The organism is Thermocoleostomius sinensis A174 (genome assembly GCF_026802175.1).
In the GTDB taxonomy this organism is placed as follows: Bacteria; Cyanobacteriota; Cyanobacteriia; order Elainellales; family Elainellaceae; genus Thermocoleostomius; species Thermocoleostomius sinensis.
This window is the reverse complement of the sequence record NZ_CP113797.1, coordinates 3,508,308-3,526,003: the sequence shown is the minus strand read 5'-3', so window position 1 is coordinate 3,526,003 and position 17,696 is coordinate 3,508,308. Positions and strand designations below refer to the sequence as shown.

Annotated in this window: 13 protein-coding genes; 1 reads left to right on the top strand and 12 read right to left on the bottom strand. The window is 41.3% G+C overall.

Features of this window, described 5'->3' with window-relative positions; all coding sequences use genetic code 11:
- Positions 1-83: 83 nt before the first annotated feature.
- From OXH18_RS15250 to OXH18_RS15200, 12 genes are all read right to left on the bottom strand, one after another.
- Positions 84-1,004, bottom strand: coding sequence for a glycosyltransferase family 2 protein (locus OXH18_RS15250; protein WP_268607957.1), 921 nt, complete (start codon positions 1,002-1,004; stop codon positions 84-86).
- Between the two features lie 148 nt (positions 1,005-1,152).
- Positions 1,153-2,094 carry a beta-1,6-N-acetylglucosaminyltransferase gene (locus tag OXH18_RS15245; RefSeq protein WP_268607956.1) on the bottom strand — a complete coding sequence of 314 codons (942 nt, stop codon included), beginning with the start codon at positions 2,092-2,094 and terminating at the stop codon, positions 1,153-1,155.
- Between the two features lie 414 nt (positions 2,095-2,508).
- The gene (locus tag OXH18_RS25345; protein ID WP_315874593.1) at positions 2,509-3,309 is read right to left on the bottom strand and encodes an acyltransferase; all 801 of its coding nucleotides are present in this window, start codon (positions 3,307-3,309) and stop codon (positions 2,509-2,511) included.
- A gap of 334 nt (positions 3,310-3,643) precedes the next feature.
- Entirely contained in the window at positions 3,644-4,552 is a 909-nt protein-coding gene (locus OXH18_RS15235) for a glycosyltransferase family 2 protein (protein ID WP_268607955.1), read from the bottom strand.
- Positions 4,553-4,621: 69 nt separating this feature from the next.
- Positions 4,622-5,806 carry an endo-1,4-beta-xylanase gene (locus OXH18_RS15230; protein ID WP_268607954.1) on the bottom strand — a complete coding sequence of 395 codons (1,185 nt, stop codon included), beginning with the start codon at positions 5,804-5,806 and terminating at the stop codon, positions 4,622-4,624.
- Positions 5,807-5,878: 72 nt separating this feature from the next.
- Positions 5,879-6,679, bottom strand: coding sequence for a WecB/TagA/CpsF family glycosyltransferase (locus OXH18_RS15225; RefSeq protein ID WP_268607952.1), 801 nt, complete (start codon positions 6,677-6,679; stop codon positions 5,879-5,881).
- A gap of 408 nt (positions 6,680-7,087) precedes the next feature.
- The gene (locus OXH18_RS15220; RefSeq protein WP_268607951.1) at positions 7,088-8,062 is read right to left on the bottom strand and encodes a glycosyltransferase family 2 protein; all 975 of its coding nucleotides are present in this window, start codon (positions 8,060-8,062) and stop codon (positions 7,088-7,090) included.
- Between the two features lie 36 nt (positions 8,063-8,098).
- On the bottom strand, positions 8,099-9,031 hold the full coding sequence (locus tag OXH18_RS15215; protein WP_268607950.1) for a glycosyltransferase family 2 protein: 933 nt from the start codon (positions 9,029-9,031) through the stop codon (positions 8,099-8,101).
- 329 nt (positions 9,032-9,360) lie between these two features.
- Entirely contained in the window at positions 9,361-10,668 is a 1,308-nt protein-coding gene (locus tag OXH18_RS15210) for a flippase (RefSeq protein ID WP_268607949.1), read from the bottom strand.
- Between the two features lie 483 nt (positions 10,669-11,151).
- Entirely contained in the window at positions 11,152-11,568 is a 417-nt protein-coding gene (locus OXH18_RS25340) for a hypothetical protein (protein WP_315874592.1), read from the bottom strand.
- A gap of 324 nt (positions 11,569-11,892) precedes the next feature.
- A complete protein-coding gene (locus OXH18_RS15205) occupies positions 11,893-12,882 on the bottom strand; it encodes a polysaccharide biosynthesis/export family protein (RefSeq protein ID WP_268607948.1) in 990 nt (329 codons plus the stop codon).
- 118 nt (positions 12,883-13,000) lie between these two features.
- Complete coding sequence (locus OXH18_RS15200) at positions 13,001-15,211, bottom strand: GumC family protein (protein ID WP_268607947.1); 2,211 nt, start codon at positions 15,209-15,211, stop codon at positions 13,001-13,003.
- 413 nt (positions 15,212-15,624) lie between these two features.
- Here OXH18_RS15200 and OXH18_RS15195 point away from each other — a divergent pair, with 413 nt between their 5' ends.
- The gene (locus OXH18_RS15195) at positions 15,625-17,691 is read left to right on the top strand and encodes a thioredoxin domain-containing protein (RefSeq protein WP_268607946.1); all 2,067 of its coding nucleotides are present in this window, start codon (positions 15,625-15,627) and stop codon (positions 17,689-17,691) included.
- Positions 17,692-17,696: the final 5 nt, after the last annotated feature.

The following is a 17,696-nucleotide window of genomic DNA, read 5'->3' as shown; positions in this document are numbered from 1 at the left end:
ACCTTCGTCGGTAAACTAAGCTTGTACTAACTGCACTCTTTAAATCACGATTATAATTGCTTACTTGTTAAAATTTATGTTGCTTATGCTAATAATCTGTAAAGTTTTTGGTAAGCACGAGTTAGAAAGCTAGGTCTGGTAAAACATTCCTTTTCTACAAGTAAATCTGCCTGTATATCCCGATCAACTATGCCCGGATGTCGTAGGGGAAAAGACATTGCTTCAAGCTTCCGAGTTTTTGCCCCACTAGAATTCTGGAGCGTGTGAGTTGAATCTGCACCAATTCCAATGTTTGAAATTAGATTGACATTGGGACGAATACTTAAAGATTTGTTAAGCCAACAGGCAAATTGCCATTGATAGTCCCAAATATGATTTTGCCCTGACCGGTAAACACTCTGAAACCGCTGACTCCAGCAATCAGCAACCTTCTGATTTTGTAGGTACTGTTCTAGCCATGCCGATTCACGGAGCTTAGACCATTGTCCTATTTCAAAATCAAAATGTTGCCAAGCTCGACGCCAAGTTGCCCATCCCCAACAACTAACATAGTGAGAAAAGTAATAGCTGAAGGGTGTAGTACTGGGGACAAATCGGCTACCACAAATCGACATAATTTTAGATTCATGCCTATATTTCTCTAGTAACTCTTCACAAAAATAAAAGAAAGTTGGATCAGGTAAGCAGTCGTCCTCAAGGATAATGGCGTCTTCAAACTGTTCAAAAACCCAATCTAATCCTGTAGCTGGACGCACACCGCAGCCAAGGTTGATTTCAGAGTAATGTTTTATCACCTCACAATTCCAATCAACCTGATCAATAACAGCTCGGGTTCTGGCACACGCTTCTGCTTCTCCTTCCCGATCCAAACGAGGTCCATCAGCAATGACGACTAGCTTTTTAGGACAAACGATTCGAATAGCATTCAAAACTTGCTGAGTAGTATGAGGTCGCTTGAAAATAATTAATACAACAGGAACTTGTAAAGGAGTCAGTTTAGTCATACAAAATTAGTTCTTACCAAGAAAAAATTCTTAAAAATTTTATCGTATAAATTTTTGAAAACAGGCATTTTTTCAAGTTATGAATTAATACCTCAACTCAAATTTAAATAATTAATAGTAACTAACTCATGTAGCTTTAAGTGAGAAGTTAACTCAGAATCTTGCAATCTAACAAATCTAAGATGTTACTATCCTTGTTACAATCAAACTTCCTCGCGAAATGGGCATCAGTCTTAGTTAAGCTCAAGTAGTCGGTAGTAACTAAAAGCTGAGGATGTCCCTGAGATTGATTTCCCCACTTAATAAATCGTTTATTGTCGTTGAGCAGGTTAAATTTTTTGCTATTTACTAGGATGGTTTGAACAAAAGATTCTTCAGGCAAGCATGTCTTTCTATAGTATTCAACTAAACTTCCATTTTCTTTAAAGGTTTCATAAATAAACTGAACGCATTTTTTTGAAAGTGTTTTGAAGTCCGATCCTACATAACAAATCAGATCAGAGTCAAATGGGCTTGGGTTAGCTCGAACACCTACCGCGATACCATAGGTCGTTTGAATCTTTAAAAAAGTTTGCCCATGGTTCACTATTATCTTTACAGGTTTAGATAGTGTTCTTAGCCAGTCTGTTGAGACATCAAACAACCATCTGTATTGATAAAAGTAGCGACTTATCCCTTCTTGGTGTTGCCATAAGCTACTATTTTCAGTAGATAAAGCGTCGAAATATTCGATGAAACCATCGTACGAAGTAGTGAATAAATATTCTTCAATTTCAGACAAAGGTTGGATTGGATAATCTTGTCCTGAAAGATTACAAAGCCAATCAAAATCTATATGGTGATGGAACAACCAATTAACCGCATCTAGATAACACTGCACTAAAGAAAATCGACCGCGCCTAGGTTGAATTTTAGTATTAATTACAACAACATCATCATATTTCTGAATAGGTGCAGAATCCAGTTCAAAAACACTAGCATCATGGTAGACTAACACGAAGCAATTCGGACTTGCCTGCTTAAGCGTTCTTACCAGTCGATATATTTGTTGAGCATTCCAGTATGTTTGAATTAAATAGACTACTTTCATACAGATCGCAGGAACCCTCGATTAACCTGTTTTGAGGAGAGATTAGAGCTCAAATAAGCCGAAAAACAATGTTGTACTAGAGCCATTCCATCAACCTCAAATTTATGAGGTCAACAGAATCCTCCAATGCACTCTTGAGCTTCAACGTTCTGCCTTGGCAAGCACATTGAGTCTGTAAAAACGTGTGATGCACCAAGTTGTGGGTCAGATTTTTCAGTCCCAGAGTCGCCTTAACTCGGACTAAACCTACTGAACAGACTAATTTGACTCGACTCTGAGGGCGTACTTTGGGTCTGTCTCGATAATGCCGATATGTTTTTTGTAACCGAAGTAGCTCTGATTTCCCTCCTTCGTCCAGCAAGCATCGGTGTTTTTTGCGTTGGAAGCTACAACTGGCTTGAGCACAGAAATTTACTACTTCTCAAGAGAACTTCCTTTAACGCCGCGTTTAGAAATTACTCGAGCAGGAACACCAACAGCAACAGAATAGGCAGGTATATCCTTAGTAACTACCGCACCAGCGCCGATCACACTACCCTTACCGATCGTAACTCCATCCAAAACCTTAACACCTGTTCCAAGCCAGCAATCGTCCTCAATCGTAATTCCTTTGTTGGTAAATCCTTGTTCCCGAATTAAAATCGTTGGATCATCAAACACATGGTTATTGCCATAAATCCCACAACCAGAGGATATTAAGCAATAGCTGCCTATTCTTACAGGTCCAGGACCGGCTATACAGGTTGATGGTCCGATATAGGTTAGTTTTCCAATTTCAATATAACCATTCTCATGAACTGTAATTGTAACGTTGCGATCCAGATAAGCACGTTCCTTCAAGCAAATTCTACTGTTTTTGTGCCAACCGTTCAAGTAAACTCCTCTATGGATGAGCGCTTGTTTCTCCAACTCAATAGATCCGGCAGACTTAATCTCTACTCCAGCTTCAATAAAAGCTAATAGTTCCATTTTTGCGAATAGAGGTTGATAAATTAGATTGCGCAACAAAGCGCCAAACAATCCAGGAACCCAACCAACACTCCTAAGAACAGTAGATTCTATAAAGTAGGATAGAATCGAGCTTGGTTCGTAATGAATTCGAAATTTAGTTCTCCGAATAATATGGTTCTCAATAGCAGGTAGATTGAGTGTGAGAAAATCCTTACGATATTTACTAAATTTCTCTCTCAAATCATCTGACTCTATCAGAGACATTAGCAATACTCCGCATGATAATAGTTTCTACTAGGAGAATATTTAAGAAGATAGTCAAATCCCTTACAAAATTAGCCTTGAACAAATTTGCACTGTACCATTTTGCCGCATAATTCCGACTATTTTTGTAGTCTTAGTCAGTTTTTATATAAACAACTCCATGTTAGTTTTCGTCTAGTTTTCGAGATACATCATATGGGTTATCTGTTTAAACTTCAGTGTAGACGAAAAAGTTTGAAAGGCTCCCTGTGTTTGAATACAGTCAAAAATAAATCCTTAAAATCAAGTTGACTTAAATATAGCAGTAAATTATTTGTTTTTTGTCTATGATGTTTTAGTTGTTTACTTTTACTTTAATTTTAGAAGAACTTCTCATGAAATGCTTGACAAGCGTATCAAATATCACCCAAATTGATAATTTTATTTTGTTAAATATAAATATTTTCGAAGAACTCCAAACCCTTTGCTGTAGAAATAAGCAGCGGACCCATTGTGCCTTGTTGATGTACAAGGGATTTTGAATTAGTTGTATCTTTGCCATTTTCTTTGCATCTTGCAAAGTGGACATACCACCAGGAGAAGAAGTCATTAATGGCTCGGGGATTGAAAGAAATTCCCCTTCAATTGCTAGAGTTGCCAAGAAAATGTGATCCCAATCTAAGATGTTTGGCTGCTTTTCCATCACTTCTTTAAGAGGCTGAGATTTGATAACACCATAGATCAAATCACCGATAGCAGCCTGCTCGGTGTAAATTGAAGACAAGTATCGATAGTAGCGTTGTGAAGGTTTCAGACCTACAGTAGTACAGCCACGATCAACTTTAAGCACATGTTGAAGATTTGGATCAACCATTTGTGAATAGGAGTTCACTAGTAATAGTTCTGAAGATTGATCTGCCTGCTGAAATATGTTCATGCAAGCCTCAATGTAGTTATCAGCACGGGTATCATCATCAGCAGCCCAGGTAAAATAGTCTCCAGTAGAAACATCAAAAACAAACTTAAAATTATAAAACACTCCAATATTTCTTTCTTGCTTGAAATAGCGTATTCGAGAATCTCTTTCCATATATTCTCTAACGACTTGTTCTGTATCCGGAGTTGGTGAGCAGTTATCAGAAACAATAATCTCGATGTTTGGATAAGTCTGACGAACAAGACTAGCCAGGGTTTTTTCTAAGGTTTTCGGACGGTTATACGTAGGAACTCCAATGCTAACAAGTGGCAGAAACTGAATCGTCATAAAATTAAAAGCTTTTGATGCTAGAGTCACAACATTCTGGCATTGACGAAAGTAGGATGTGGAAAGGATTTAGCTGTAGATGTTATCACCCTGGTGAGAGGTACTAATAAAACTTTCGACGATCGCCCTCCAAGCCAGTTTACGATTCAAATCTCGATCTAACGGTAAAGGACGAGCATTCTCTTTGCGCCCCCATCCAGAGTACCACGTGTCACGATCGCTCAATCCCCAAGTTACTACTGTTGTGACAGCAGGTTCATCTAGGACAACCGATAGGAAATTATAGTATGCCTCTGCTACCAAACGATCGCGCAATCCAACATCGTCGGGCAGGTTATGGTCATTCACATCTAACTCAGTAATCATAATTTCTAGCCCCAAGCTTGACACATCTGATAGGAATTTCCTTAGTTTTTCTGGATTCATCTGGTGCATCTCATGTCCCAAAAGATGACCTTGAATGCCCAAAGCATGCACTGGGGTTCCTTGGCTCCTCAAAGTTTCGAGCAACTGAAGAACAGCTGCTTTCTTTGCTTCTCCTTCCGGAGCATCCCACCAGAGCCCATTGTCGTTATAGACAAGGATTGCTTCAGGATCAGCCTCGTGAGCAGTCCAGAAGGCAAGATCAATGTACTCTGGGCCGATGAAACTTAACCATGGGGACGTTCTCAGCCTGTCCTGCCGTGAAGATTCGTGATCAACTGCTTCATTCACAACATCCCAGGAATGCATCCGCCCTGCATAGCGTTTGACTACTGTTTGAACATGCTCAATCAGCATATCCTCTGCATTATCAGCTCCTAAAGTTTGCTCAACCCATTGTGGAAAATAATGGTGCCAAAGCAGAGTATGTCCTCGCAGTTGTAAATTATTGCTTTGAGCAAATTCTGCCATCCAGTCTGCTTTAGAGAAGTTAAATTGCCCAGGTTCACGGCGTACAACTTCCCACTTCAAATCATTTTCAGGAACAAGAACGCGACATTCTTGTGAAAAGATTGTTGCAAATTCAGAATCAGAGGATAATGTATTGTGTTTTGCAGCCGCGCCGTATAGAATACCCTGCTCTTTAGCGTAACTTCCTAGGGAACACGTAGGCTCTGAAATTGAACACAAGTCGGTTAGTTCAGAAGATGACTGTTCATATTCAGATAATTCAGTAAAGTTTTTAGCTGAGGAGTTTTCAGTACCAGAATACCCAGCAAAAGTTGATAAGAGCGAGGCAATACCTAACCCCAAAGTTTGCCGTCTAGTCATGTTAAGACATCGGTTACTGCTGTTCATACTGTCTAATCAAGAGAGGCACTTAATGTTTCAAGTCGAACTACATCAGAGTGAGACAGGGCGCTGCATTAACGCTCTCAGACGCTCAGAGAGTATATCTTTGAAGATCCGGTAAAAGAAAAGAGGATTACCAATCACATATCGCACCCAAAGTCGGCGTGGCTCTGTCAGCAAACGCGCTAGCCATTCTAGCCCAGAATCAGTAATCCACTTAGGAGCACGCGGCAGAGTACCTGTATAGAAATCGAGGCAAGCACCAAGCGGCAGAAATACACGGGTATCAATTTTGTGCATATTGTCAAGAATCCAGCGTTCTTGAATCGGCATTCCAAAACCAACATAAAGAATATCAGGCTTAAACTGGTTGATCTCGGCAACAATTGCTTCATTTTCATGACCTTCCTTCTCAAAGTAACCGTGATGTCCTCCTATTTTAAGGTTAGGTGCAACGATACTAAGTTTAGCAATTGCTCGATCAACAACGCCGGGTTTCCCTGCTAGCAGGTACAATGATAGACTCTCCTTCTCACAAGCTTTAGCCAGCTTGTCAAGATAGTCTGCACAGGTAGTTCGATGTTTCGATTCCAACTTGTATCCACTCAATCTACTTGCCAATAAAACACCAAACCCATCACAGAAAACCAAGTCAGATGTATTAATAAAATCTTGGAACCAAGGTTGTGTGTAGGCAAAGTTCATTGCTCGTATGTTTACATTACCAACTACTGTTTTCTTGCGTTGCTTTGCCACATCAGTAATGTAATCGAGTAGTTCGCAACAAGTAATTTGATGAAAACGTGTGTGAAGAAGTTTGATTTCCGGATATTTTTGTATAGTTGACCCCATAATTCAATGAAACCTCGCATTATTTAGTGTAGAAGTTATTTGTAGAGAACTAGATAGGTCGCTCAGCGCGATACGTAGATCGAGCTAAGGAGCGAAGCTAAGGAGCGATAGGGTAATAAGTAACTGTAGAGACCGTAATCAATGGCTTACTAGAGTAAGAAAATGCTCAGTCAATTTTTCAAGCTTTCAATCCCATCAATTCAAAGCTTAAGTTCAACAGTTTGTGCGTGAAGAGATACTATGGAAAAAGAGCCTCGCACAAACATAGAAGCCTTTGAAAAAACTACAACAAGTCGGCTGACAAAACTTGCTTATTTTGTAGCTCAATTTACTTGAGTTAAGCTATTTTCTCTCCAACTCAAAGACTATACTAAATACTATCCCTGATGATTTTAATAGAACTCATGATTATTTATGTCCTGGTAAGCTAACCAGAACTTCATTTCTAATTCGATGCCAAAAACTTCCTCTATATCTAAGATTGTGTTGCCAAATATATTGCCGAGATGATTCTGTAAGATTCAATTCAGATAAATTCCTTCTTTGCTTTAGAGAAAAACACATTTTAGTTCCATCAATAATGCCCAAAACGGTTTGTTTAGGCAAGAAGTTAAAGATACCTTTTGTACAATAACCTAAAGCAATAATAGCAACTCTAGGTATCTGTTGATAATACTTGTAGTCAATATATATTGCATTCCTAACTAGGTAATAAAAACGGTTGTTTTCCCAACTAATTCTGGCTTCTGGAGAAACCTTATGAAGCACTGAAATGTGCGGTTCATAAATTAATCGATACCCAAGATTAATCACACGATATGAAAAGTCGGTTTCTTCCCAATAGAAAAACAGAGCATCATCATATCCTTCAACCGTTTCAAAAATGTTACGACGAATTGCATGTCCACACCCAACAAAACAAGTTGCAAAAAACCGTGACTCGCAATTTTCCTTCAATTTTTTGGGAAACGCCCATGATAACTCGTCATCCTGACCCGTATAAAAATTCTTGATGCGAAAACTGATAACACCAATCTCAGGTTCACTGTCAAAAATTTCAACAACTCTCTCGAGCGCGTCGTTTGATTCAAAGACCGCATCGTTGTCAATGCTAACAGCATAGGGAGCCTTACCCATATAAGTACCGATATTTCGCCCCCCAGGAACACCTACATTTTGGTCAAGTTCAGTGATGTGAATATTGGAATAGGGTTTAATAAACGCTTTGAGGTACTGAAGCTCTTCTCGTTTACTGCCTTGATCAACAATCCAGATCTTTGGATTAACTCCCTGTTGTTCAAGAATGCTTTTGATTGTTTCAATTGTCATTTGAGAACGGTTCCAAGATAATAGAACCACATCAATTTCTGGTAGAGAATTCATTAATTAACCTCCATATTGCGTGAATACAACAGGAATTCACAAGCGGTCAAAAGCGCTTGGTTTAAATCGCGCAATCAGTCGAGCAATCATATAAGGAAGATCACCCTGAATGCTTAAATAAGCAATCTGGCGTAACCGATAAATCAATCGCCAAAAGGTGTAATCAGAACGTTGAACCACATTGGAAAATGGTATTAACGACAACAACTCTGCACGAGATTTACTAGACGTTCCAAATGTTTTGCTACTCTGATGACATCTATATGTTCCAAGTGGTGCTCTTAGAAAAGCGAAATTAGCACCTTTTTCCATAAACTTGACTAGCAAATCGCGATCCATTGAGTAATGGAGTTCTTCATTGAGCTTACCTACCTCAAAGAACAACTTACTTCGCCAAAATACCGCACTTTGCGCAACAATGTGAACAGTTTCATAGAGAAAAGCTTGAGAATTAAAAGGAACGGTTCTAACTTCAGTTAGCGTTTGTCCGACTTCATCTATCACTTTCACATTTCCATACACTACATCAACATTCGGCTTTTGCACCATCAGCGTTGCCACTGAACACAGCGCATTCTTCTCATAGGTATCATCACTATTAAGCCATGCCAATATAGTTCCATGACTCTTGAGAAATCCTTTATTAACAGCGTTAGATTGTCCTTGATCAGGTTCACTAGTCCAGTAGGTTATCCAAGGTTCATACTTCCGGATCACTTCGATACTGTTGTCTATACTACCTCCGTCAATAATAATGTATTCCAGGTTTGGATAACCTTGTAGCAGGAGAGAGCGAATGGTTTCTTCGATAAATTCTCCTTGATTGTAGGAAGGAGTAACAATGCTAATTAAAGGCCAAGGCTTACCGTTTAGCATTCGATCGGGTAAAGCATCACTTTCTTCAGTCCATGGCCAACCTTCCTTTCCAGGAGGAGGAGGAGGTAATTCGCTTAATTTAGGACATCTCATAACATTTATAAATTTAGCAACTAAAAAGAGAGAAAAGTATTAGAAATGAACAGGTAGTTACAAAGACTAAGTACCAAATACCTCATCTCAAGATACAAACATAGCGTTTGGGAATCAACTAAATTCAACATCTATAGTTTAAGGTATTTCTAGTTTTAATAAACTGCGACATACTAAATTTTCATATTTAATGCAAAAGTTTTTTTGCATTAACAGAATCATTAAATCTGTTCAATCACAGTTAACAATCACAGTTAAGTGGAACAGTGAAATAAACAGCACACTCACTATGACTAAACCATCACGACATTCACATTTTCTATTTGTGGTTATCTGTTTAAAAGCACAAATGGATTAGGGCACAATGCTCTCAGTTGGCAAAAGAAGAAGCATCTTGCTTGCGGAAACACTAAAAACGCAGCGAAGGAAGCCATAACCTGAGCAATAACGGTAGCAATTGCTGCACCTATACCTCCATAGATTGGGATAAGCAACAAATTCAAGCAAATGTTAAGCACCGCTCCTGATGCCGTTGCAACAAATGAGAATATCATAAGTCCTTCCGTCGTTGTCCAAACACCTGCAACGAGTCCCATAGAAACAAATACCCCTGTCCAAATATGAATGGAAAGAATAGAAGCAGAATCACTAAAATCCTCACCAAACAGTAGAATGATTACATAACTAGAGCCAAGGGTTACAATAATGGCTATGCAGTAAGATAAAAAAACAATAACTTTCAATAATTTCTCAATGCGTTTGTAATATAAACGCATATTAAATTGTCTTGCTTCAATAATTGATGGTGTAGCTGATTGCACTAGAGCTGCAGGAATAAAAAACCACATTTCAGATACCTTCGCTGCTGCTGAATATAGTCCTACCACTTCATCTCCTGACATCTGTGCAAGCATCAATTGATCTGTGCGCATGTATATAGAAATGACCATTGCACACAGTATGAGTGTCCAGCTATCCTTCAATAATTTCTTAGCCCATCGACAACTAAAAAACCACATTTTCATGAAGTTGCTTTGAGCACGATACGCAATGACCAAACCTACAGCGTTTAGTGCCACTTCTGCAGATACAGCAATGGCAAAGGCTAAAACAGGTGCACTTAAAACAATCAATATCACTTTACAAGCATTAATTATAAAAAATGCTGCACTTTTGGCAATAACCGTCTGTTTTGATTGAACTTGAGATACAAACCAAAATTCAATAACATCAAAGGGTTGGAAAATAAGACTTAATGAAATTGCACCAACTATCCAGTGTGCCATAGCATCATCTGGGCGTAGCAATATATTTAGTCCTACGATGAGGGGCACTGTTACCATCCCTGCTATTATTCTTAGCCAAAATGCAGTACCTAAAATTGCATCTTTTTCTTCTGAATTATTTACTAGATCTCGAACCAAAATTTGTTGGAGCCCCAAGCCAGTAAAGGTTTGAAATAAACTGACGAAGGCAAACCCATAGTTGTAAAGTCCATACTGCGAAGGAGCAAGATAGCGAGCAACCCAAGCACCAACCAGTAAGCTTAGAAACAATCGCAATAGTCGATCGACTAACAACCATGTTGCATTGCCTGCTGCTTTACGTAAACTAGGACTAAGTTTCTGTACTAACACAGATACCCTACTAATCACTAAGATTCTCCCTTCAGCATAGAGATGACGTACCTCCAAAGACATAAAAAAGTCTAGTTTGGCAATTTAAGCAGAAATTTTGTTGCATAAAAACATTATTTTCGTTGTCAGTATCTCAGTACTTGCATCATAAATACCAGCGCTCAACACAGAATTAAATATCAGTGATCAAATCAATTTAAGAAAACAAGCCATCTGTAAATCAAGTTCAGTTTTGCGATACTTTGTTTAACAAAGATCTAGGTTGTATTGGCAATTTTCAAAAATAGCTCGATCATTTTGCTCTGCTTAAACAAGACAAATATGTCTTTTTAGAAGAGAAGTTCTTGGCAAAGAATAAAGGAATTCCTTAAAGAAGGATTCAGTAAATTGAGCTATTCTTAGGTTATTTTTAGCCAAAACATCAGAAATTAGATAATTCAATTTCACTCTTTACAGAAGGTTTGCTACTACTTAATAAACAAATTAAAAATTATTTGATCTATTAAATGTAATTCCTCGAGCTTGCCTTTGGGTAAATTCGCTCACCGATGGATTACTTGATGGATGAATTATTCCACTGACTTGGCACCATAGTTCTTTAGACGCAGTGCTTACCGTGTAAGCGCAATCACCTTTTTTACACACATGATACCACTTCGTTTTCTGACATCGATTGCACCAAAATGCTTCCAACCATTCTCCCTGTAATGGCACAGCCGTTCGATCGGCAATAAGCAGCAACGCATCTCTACGATTCATTCCCCGCTGTTGGAGTTGCCCGGCTCGATCGGTAAACAACGGGTATTTTTGACTGACACTATCCAAATAACAGTGATGAATTGGACAATAAATTGCTCGCCGTTTCGATCGTTTTCGATTTCGGTCACACCTCTTCTGCAATGTTGCCTCCTGGAATAGTACAATTTATCCACGATAAGGCTTTGAGGGAGGGACTGAGATTGAACAACCGTCGAAGCCCAACTCCTTAAAGAAAATCCGAAAATTTAACTCTAAATATTCAATTTAGCAACCAGCTTTTACGTTAAGCAAAAACTAGAGAGGTAAACTAAAACAGAATTAAGGATCGTCTTGTTTGGGTCTATTTTATAGAACTATTTAATGAATGTAAAGAAGATAGTCTAATTGAGTTAGATTCTTTCATGGTACACCTAGCGATGAATAAAAAATTAGCCCGAAGGATACCGTTAATACCATTGCTTAAATTTAAAAACTCTGAAAAAGACTGTTTGCACCATTGATCAAGTTTAAAAACGCGCCTAAAGGTCCAAACAAGCGACCTGCAAAATCAATCACTGAAACATCCGATCGCTTCGGCACAATAATAACGTCTCCTTCTTGAATTTGATAATTATCAGTTAAGTTGCGCAAATCGATCGTCTCTTGTTCAACTCTACCTTCTTCATTTAGGCGAATATAGGCAACACGACTCAGTCTGGCATCCTCGGTTGGGCCTCCTGCAATCGCTACCGCACTGGAAAGCGTACTCTCAGGCGGTACTTGAATTTCACCCGGATTTTTCACTTCACCAACAACTCGAACGCGAATCGTTTCAGGAGCAAAACTAGAACGAGCGAGTAATCGGCGATCGATCTGAGCATCCGCAGACAAGCGCGGCACATAAATCGAGTCTCCCTCTAGCAAAATCACATCTGATTCTGCATTACTCGAAGAAATTGCCTCCCACAAGTTCACCGTGATTGTCCGTGAGCCACTATTAGCGGTTTGTCGATTGATTGTTACCTGTTGAATATCTGCGTCTTGAGTAATTCCACCAGCTGCATTTAGCGCCTTACTGAGAGTCGGAACCCCTCCCTCTGTCGCGGATGCTTGCAACTCAGTTGGACCAGGACGACGCACTTCTCCTGCTACGGTAACTACCACCGGACGCGTTGTGGACAATTCTACTGTCACCACAGGGTTCACCAACAATGTTTGCAGGCGAGTTGTTAATGCTTGCTCTAACTGTTCTATTGTCAAACCAGCGGCATTCAACGAACCAATCAGAGGTAAAGCGATTGTGCCGTCTGGCAGAATCACTTTTTGCCCAGTGTATTCTTCATAGTCGTAGACCCTAATCTGTACCTGATCGCCCGGACCTAGAACATAACTTGGATTGGTGAAACTGGAATAAGTTTCAGAATTCGAAGATGATGGCGTTGGCTGAATTTGGCTCCAGGTTGGAGATTGGATCAAGAACGTTCCAAGAACGATGCTTGAAAGTAAATACTTGATGCTCATCAATTTATAGAGAATGTGATGAATAGATAGGCAAATATATTTTTGATTGCTCAACGATTGGTTCTGCACCGTATTAGCGTCGAGCTTCTACTGCTTCTTCGATCGCATTGGTATTTCCACCATTCAAGCTAGCAGCATCAAATTCTTTAACGTAATAGAAATAACTATCGGGTTCAGTTTTTGCATCTACCCCGTTGATAACCATACCTAAAACTCGTTGTCCGGATTGCACCAAGAACTCTCTAGCCGACTCTGCATTAGTTGAGTCAATCACACCTGGACGCACAACCAGTAACATTCCATCAGACATTTTGCCTAGCACAGCCGCATCGGCCGTACCTGACAGCGGCGGCGTATCAAAAATCACAAAATCATACTGTTCCGCAAAATCTGATACTAAAACTGCCATCCGTCTTGAATCTAGCAAAGCTACAGGATTTGGCGGTATTACTCCTGCCGACAGTACATCCAGATTCGGAACAACTTCTCGTACAGCTTTGCGAATATCAATTTGATCTACGATGATATTACTCAGTCCGATTGAATTCGTCAAATTCCAGACATGATGTTGCACAGGACGACGCATATCTGCGTCCACCAGTAACACTCGCCGCCCTACCTGAGCAATCGCTGTAGCTAAATTGGCAGCAACTTCTGATTTTCCTTCTTTAGGAATTGAACTCGTCACCACAATCGTCTTGAGCGGCTTGTCTGAATTGAGAAACTTCAGATTCGCTTGCAGCATCCGATAGGCTTCACTGATGGGTGATCTGGGAATATCGCGCGTAATCACGCTTGGAATCGATAAATCGGTCTGCCCCTGATACAGTTGAGCTTTATCAGTTGATCTTAATGCCGGAATAATTCCCAGAACTGTATAACCAAATAGCTCCTTGGCTTCTTTGACTGTCTTCACAGATCGATCGACCAAGTCAATAGCGAACGCAGCGGCGATCGCCAATAGCAAGCCTGCCATTCCCCCTGCTGCTAAGATCAACGCTTTTCGAGGGCCAACTGGATCTTCGGGAATAATGGCTGGGGAAACAATTCGAGCATTACCAATATTCTGATTTTCTGCAACTTGAATTTCCTGTAATCGTGTCAACAGGGCCTCATAGGTGGTCTGGGCTGCTTGCAACTTTCGTTCCAATTCGCGCTGTGTCTGCTCTAGGCGAGGGAGAGAACTGGCTCTACTTCTATAAACAGCTTGAGCACCCTGCAACGCATTTAACCGACCCGCAATGCCTAATCTTTCTGCCTCAGTTTGCACCAAGTCCGTGATTAGTTCTCGTTTGACATCACCCAACTGCAAATCACCGAATGAGACTGACTGGCGGCTGCCAAGCACCTGAGTTACGCGCTCTTGGAGTAACGCTTCTAAGGCATCAATGCGCCGCTGCAAATTGTCAATCGCTGGATGTCCTTCTCGATAGCGAGTTTGTTCCACAGCAAGCTGGCGCTGTACCTCTTGATACTGCACCAGCACATCTTGCACACCCGTTGACTGACTGAGAGCAGAGAGCGCAACCGCCTGCTGAGGAACCAGCCCAACTCGGCTTTGCAACTGCTGTACACGAGCCGTTGAATCTGCCAGTTGAGCCTGAGCTTGGGCAATTTGATCCTCTAACTTGGAAATCGTTTCAACAGCCGATCGGGCTTCCTCCTCTAAAACAATGACATTGTTTACTTCCTTGAACTGGCGCAGGTTTAAATCCGCCTGTAAAACAGCCGCTTCTGTTTTCGGCAACTGCGACACAATAAACTCACGGGCAGAGGCTGCCTCCGCCCGATTGGACTGCACATTTTCTTTTAGGTATACCTCCATAATGCGGTTGACGACTAACGCTGCCTCTTCCGGATCATTTGATTCGTAGGCAATTGTCAGAACGTCTGTGCCTGGAATTCCTTTCACTTGCAATTGTTCAGCTAAATCCTGAGGCTTGATTGGTTCCCCTTCTTCATCGGTCAAATTTAGCGCTTGAATCGTTGCTTCTAGGACTGATAACGACTTGACAATTTCTGCTTGTGTATCTAATGGGTTATTTTGATATCCAAGTGCTTCTAGCCGTCCCAAATCTTCACCCAGCCCAGTCAGCGCTGAGGTTCGATTAGTCTTAAACAGTAATTTTCCTTCCGCTCGATAAGCTGGTTCTTGTGAAAAACCGTACAGTACAGCTAAACTGACGACTGCTCCAAAAATTCCCAGCGCTGGTAAGCAGCGCCGCTTTATAACCAGCCAATACTTTTGCAGATCGATTTCTTCAGAAAAATCCCTAGACTCCATATGTGATATACCGTCTACTGAGTCCATAAAAATACCTAAAATACCTGCAAGCTAGGCACAAAATATCTCACTCTAAGTAGATGCACACACATATCCGGACGTTGTTGTTAAATTTAACATGGCAAATTGCTATACTTTATAAAAAGCATGTAAAGTTTATAACGCTGCTTGTAAAGTTCAGTACTTACTTACTTTTCCCACTTTTGGAATTGTGATGTAGCTGTCATCTCATGGTGGTCGATCGTTATGAAACCATCGAAGTACGTCCACTGCTCGCTTGCATCCTCTAACAGATGGCAAGGTTGCTCGATCGCTGAAATCTAAAATCCAAGCTAGGTTTTCTCAGTACTTTGCAACGACCGACTAGGATCAAAGGGCAGATGAACGTATCTATGCGTTGACAGGTATCCCTCATGACCAATCGCCTTGTCCATTCTCAAAGTCTTTATCTTCGCAAACACGCTGAAAATCCGATCGACTGGTGGCCGTGGTGTGACGAAGCCCTAGACAAAGCCAAGCAAGAAAATAAACCTATTTTTCTCTCTATCGGTTACTCTAGCTGCCACTGGTGCACGGTAATGGAAGGGGAAGCCTTCTCGGATTTGGCAGTGGCGAACTATATGAACGCAAATTATGTGCCAATTAAAGTCGATCGCGAAGAACGCCCTGATATTGACAGTATTTATATGCAAGCCTTGCAATTAATGACAGGGCAGGGCGGTTGGCCACTCAACATCTTTCTCACCCCCGCCGATCGCGTTCCGTTTTATGGCGGTACGTATTTCCCCCTAGAGCCGAAATATGGTCGCCCAAGTTTTCTACAAGTGCTGCAAGCCATTCGCCGCTTTTACGATACAGAAATAGAGAAGTTGCAATCCGTCAAAGATGAAATTTTGCAACGCTTGCAACAACCGACGCTTCCCAAAATAGGAGGAGAGTTGAATCATCACCTGTTGCGGTTAGGCTTGGAGTACAGTACTGGAATCTTAGCAACCCAAGGCCCAGGCACACGGTTTCCGATGATTCCCTATGCTGGGACGGCTCTAAGAGCCAAGCGCTTTGGTTTTACAGAGGCTCGCTTTGATGCAGCGATGGTTTGCAAACAACGAGGCATTGATCTAGCCTTAGGCGGGATTTATGACCATGTGGGTGGGGGGTTCCATCGTTACACCGTTGACCCAACTTGGACAGTTCCTCATTTTGAAAAAATGCTCTACGACAACGGGCAAATTGTGGAATATCTCGCCGATTTAATCGCAGCGGGCGACCCTGATCCTGCATTTGAACGGGCGATCGTCGGAACGGTGCAATGGTTAGTACGCGAGATGACGGCAGCAGGTGGCTATTTTTATGCGGCTCAAGATGCCGATAGCTTTGTGACGCCTGAAGATGTGGAACCTGAAGAAGGTGCGTTTTATGTGTGGAGTTATGCTGAGCTAGAAACCCATTTAACCGATGCTGAACTGGCTGAACTGACCGAACAGTTCATGATCTCACCAACTGGCAACTTCGAAGGCAAAATTGTGTTACAGCGCCGCTATCCTGGAGCACTCTCCAATACCCTAGAGGCTGCACTTGCAAAGCTGTTTAGGGTTCGCTATGGGGCGTCACCGGAAATCTGCACCGAGTTTCCGCCTGCTCGCACCAATCAAGAGGCAAGACAACAGTCGTGGACGGGACGAATTCCTCCTGTAACAGATACTAAGATGATTGTGGCGTGGAACAGTTTGATGATTTCTGGGTTGACACGGGCTGCGGTAGTGCTTAACCGATCGGACTACCTTAAATTAGCCGTGCAAGCAACTGAGTTCATCTTAAATCAGCAATGGGTGAAGGGACGCTTTCATCGCATTAATTATGATGGTCAACCGAACGTCATTGCTCAGGCCGAAGATTATGCCTTATTTATCAAAGCACTGTTAGATGTCCAACAAGCTACACAAGTTTTGGAAGAGGCGAGCACTCCGTCGTTAAATTGGTTGGATTGGGCAGTGCGGGTGCAGCAGGAGTTTGACGAGTTTCTTTGGAGTATCGAATTGGGTGGCTATTACAATACCGATGCCAGAGCCGACCTGATTGTGCGCGAACGCAGTGCTGATGACAATGCCACCCCTTCAGCCAATGGAGTGGCGATCGCGAATTTGGTGCGCCTATTCTTGCTCACCGAAGAGTTATCTTATTTCGATCGAGCAGAACAAGCGTTGCAATCATTTACCCACACGATGAACGAATTACCTCAAACCTGCCCCAGCTTATTTGCTGCACTCGATTGGTTTCAACACCCAACGTTACTGCGAACGAGGGCTGAACAATTAGCATCCCTCAGTCGCTACTATTGGCCAACAATGATGCATCGTTTGGAAACAGCCCTTCCTCTCGATACGTTTGGCTTCGTGTGTCAAGGATTAAGCTGCCAAGAACCTGCTCGATCGATCGAACAGTTACAGAACCAGCTTCAGCAAAGTCTGGTACGTTTCTGAGGTAA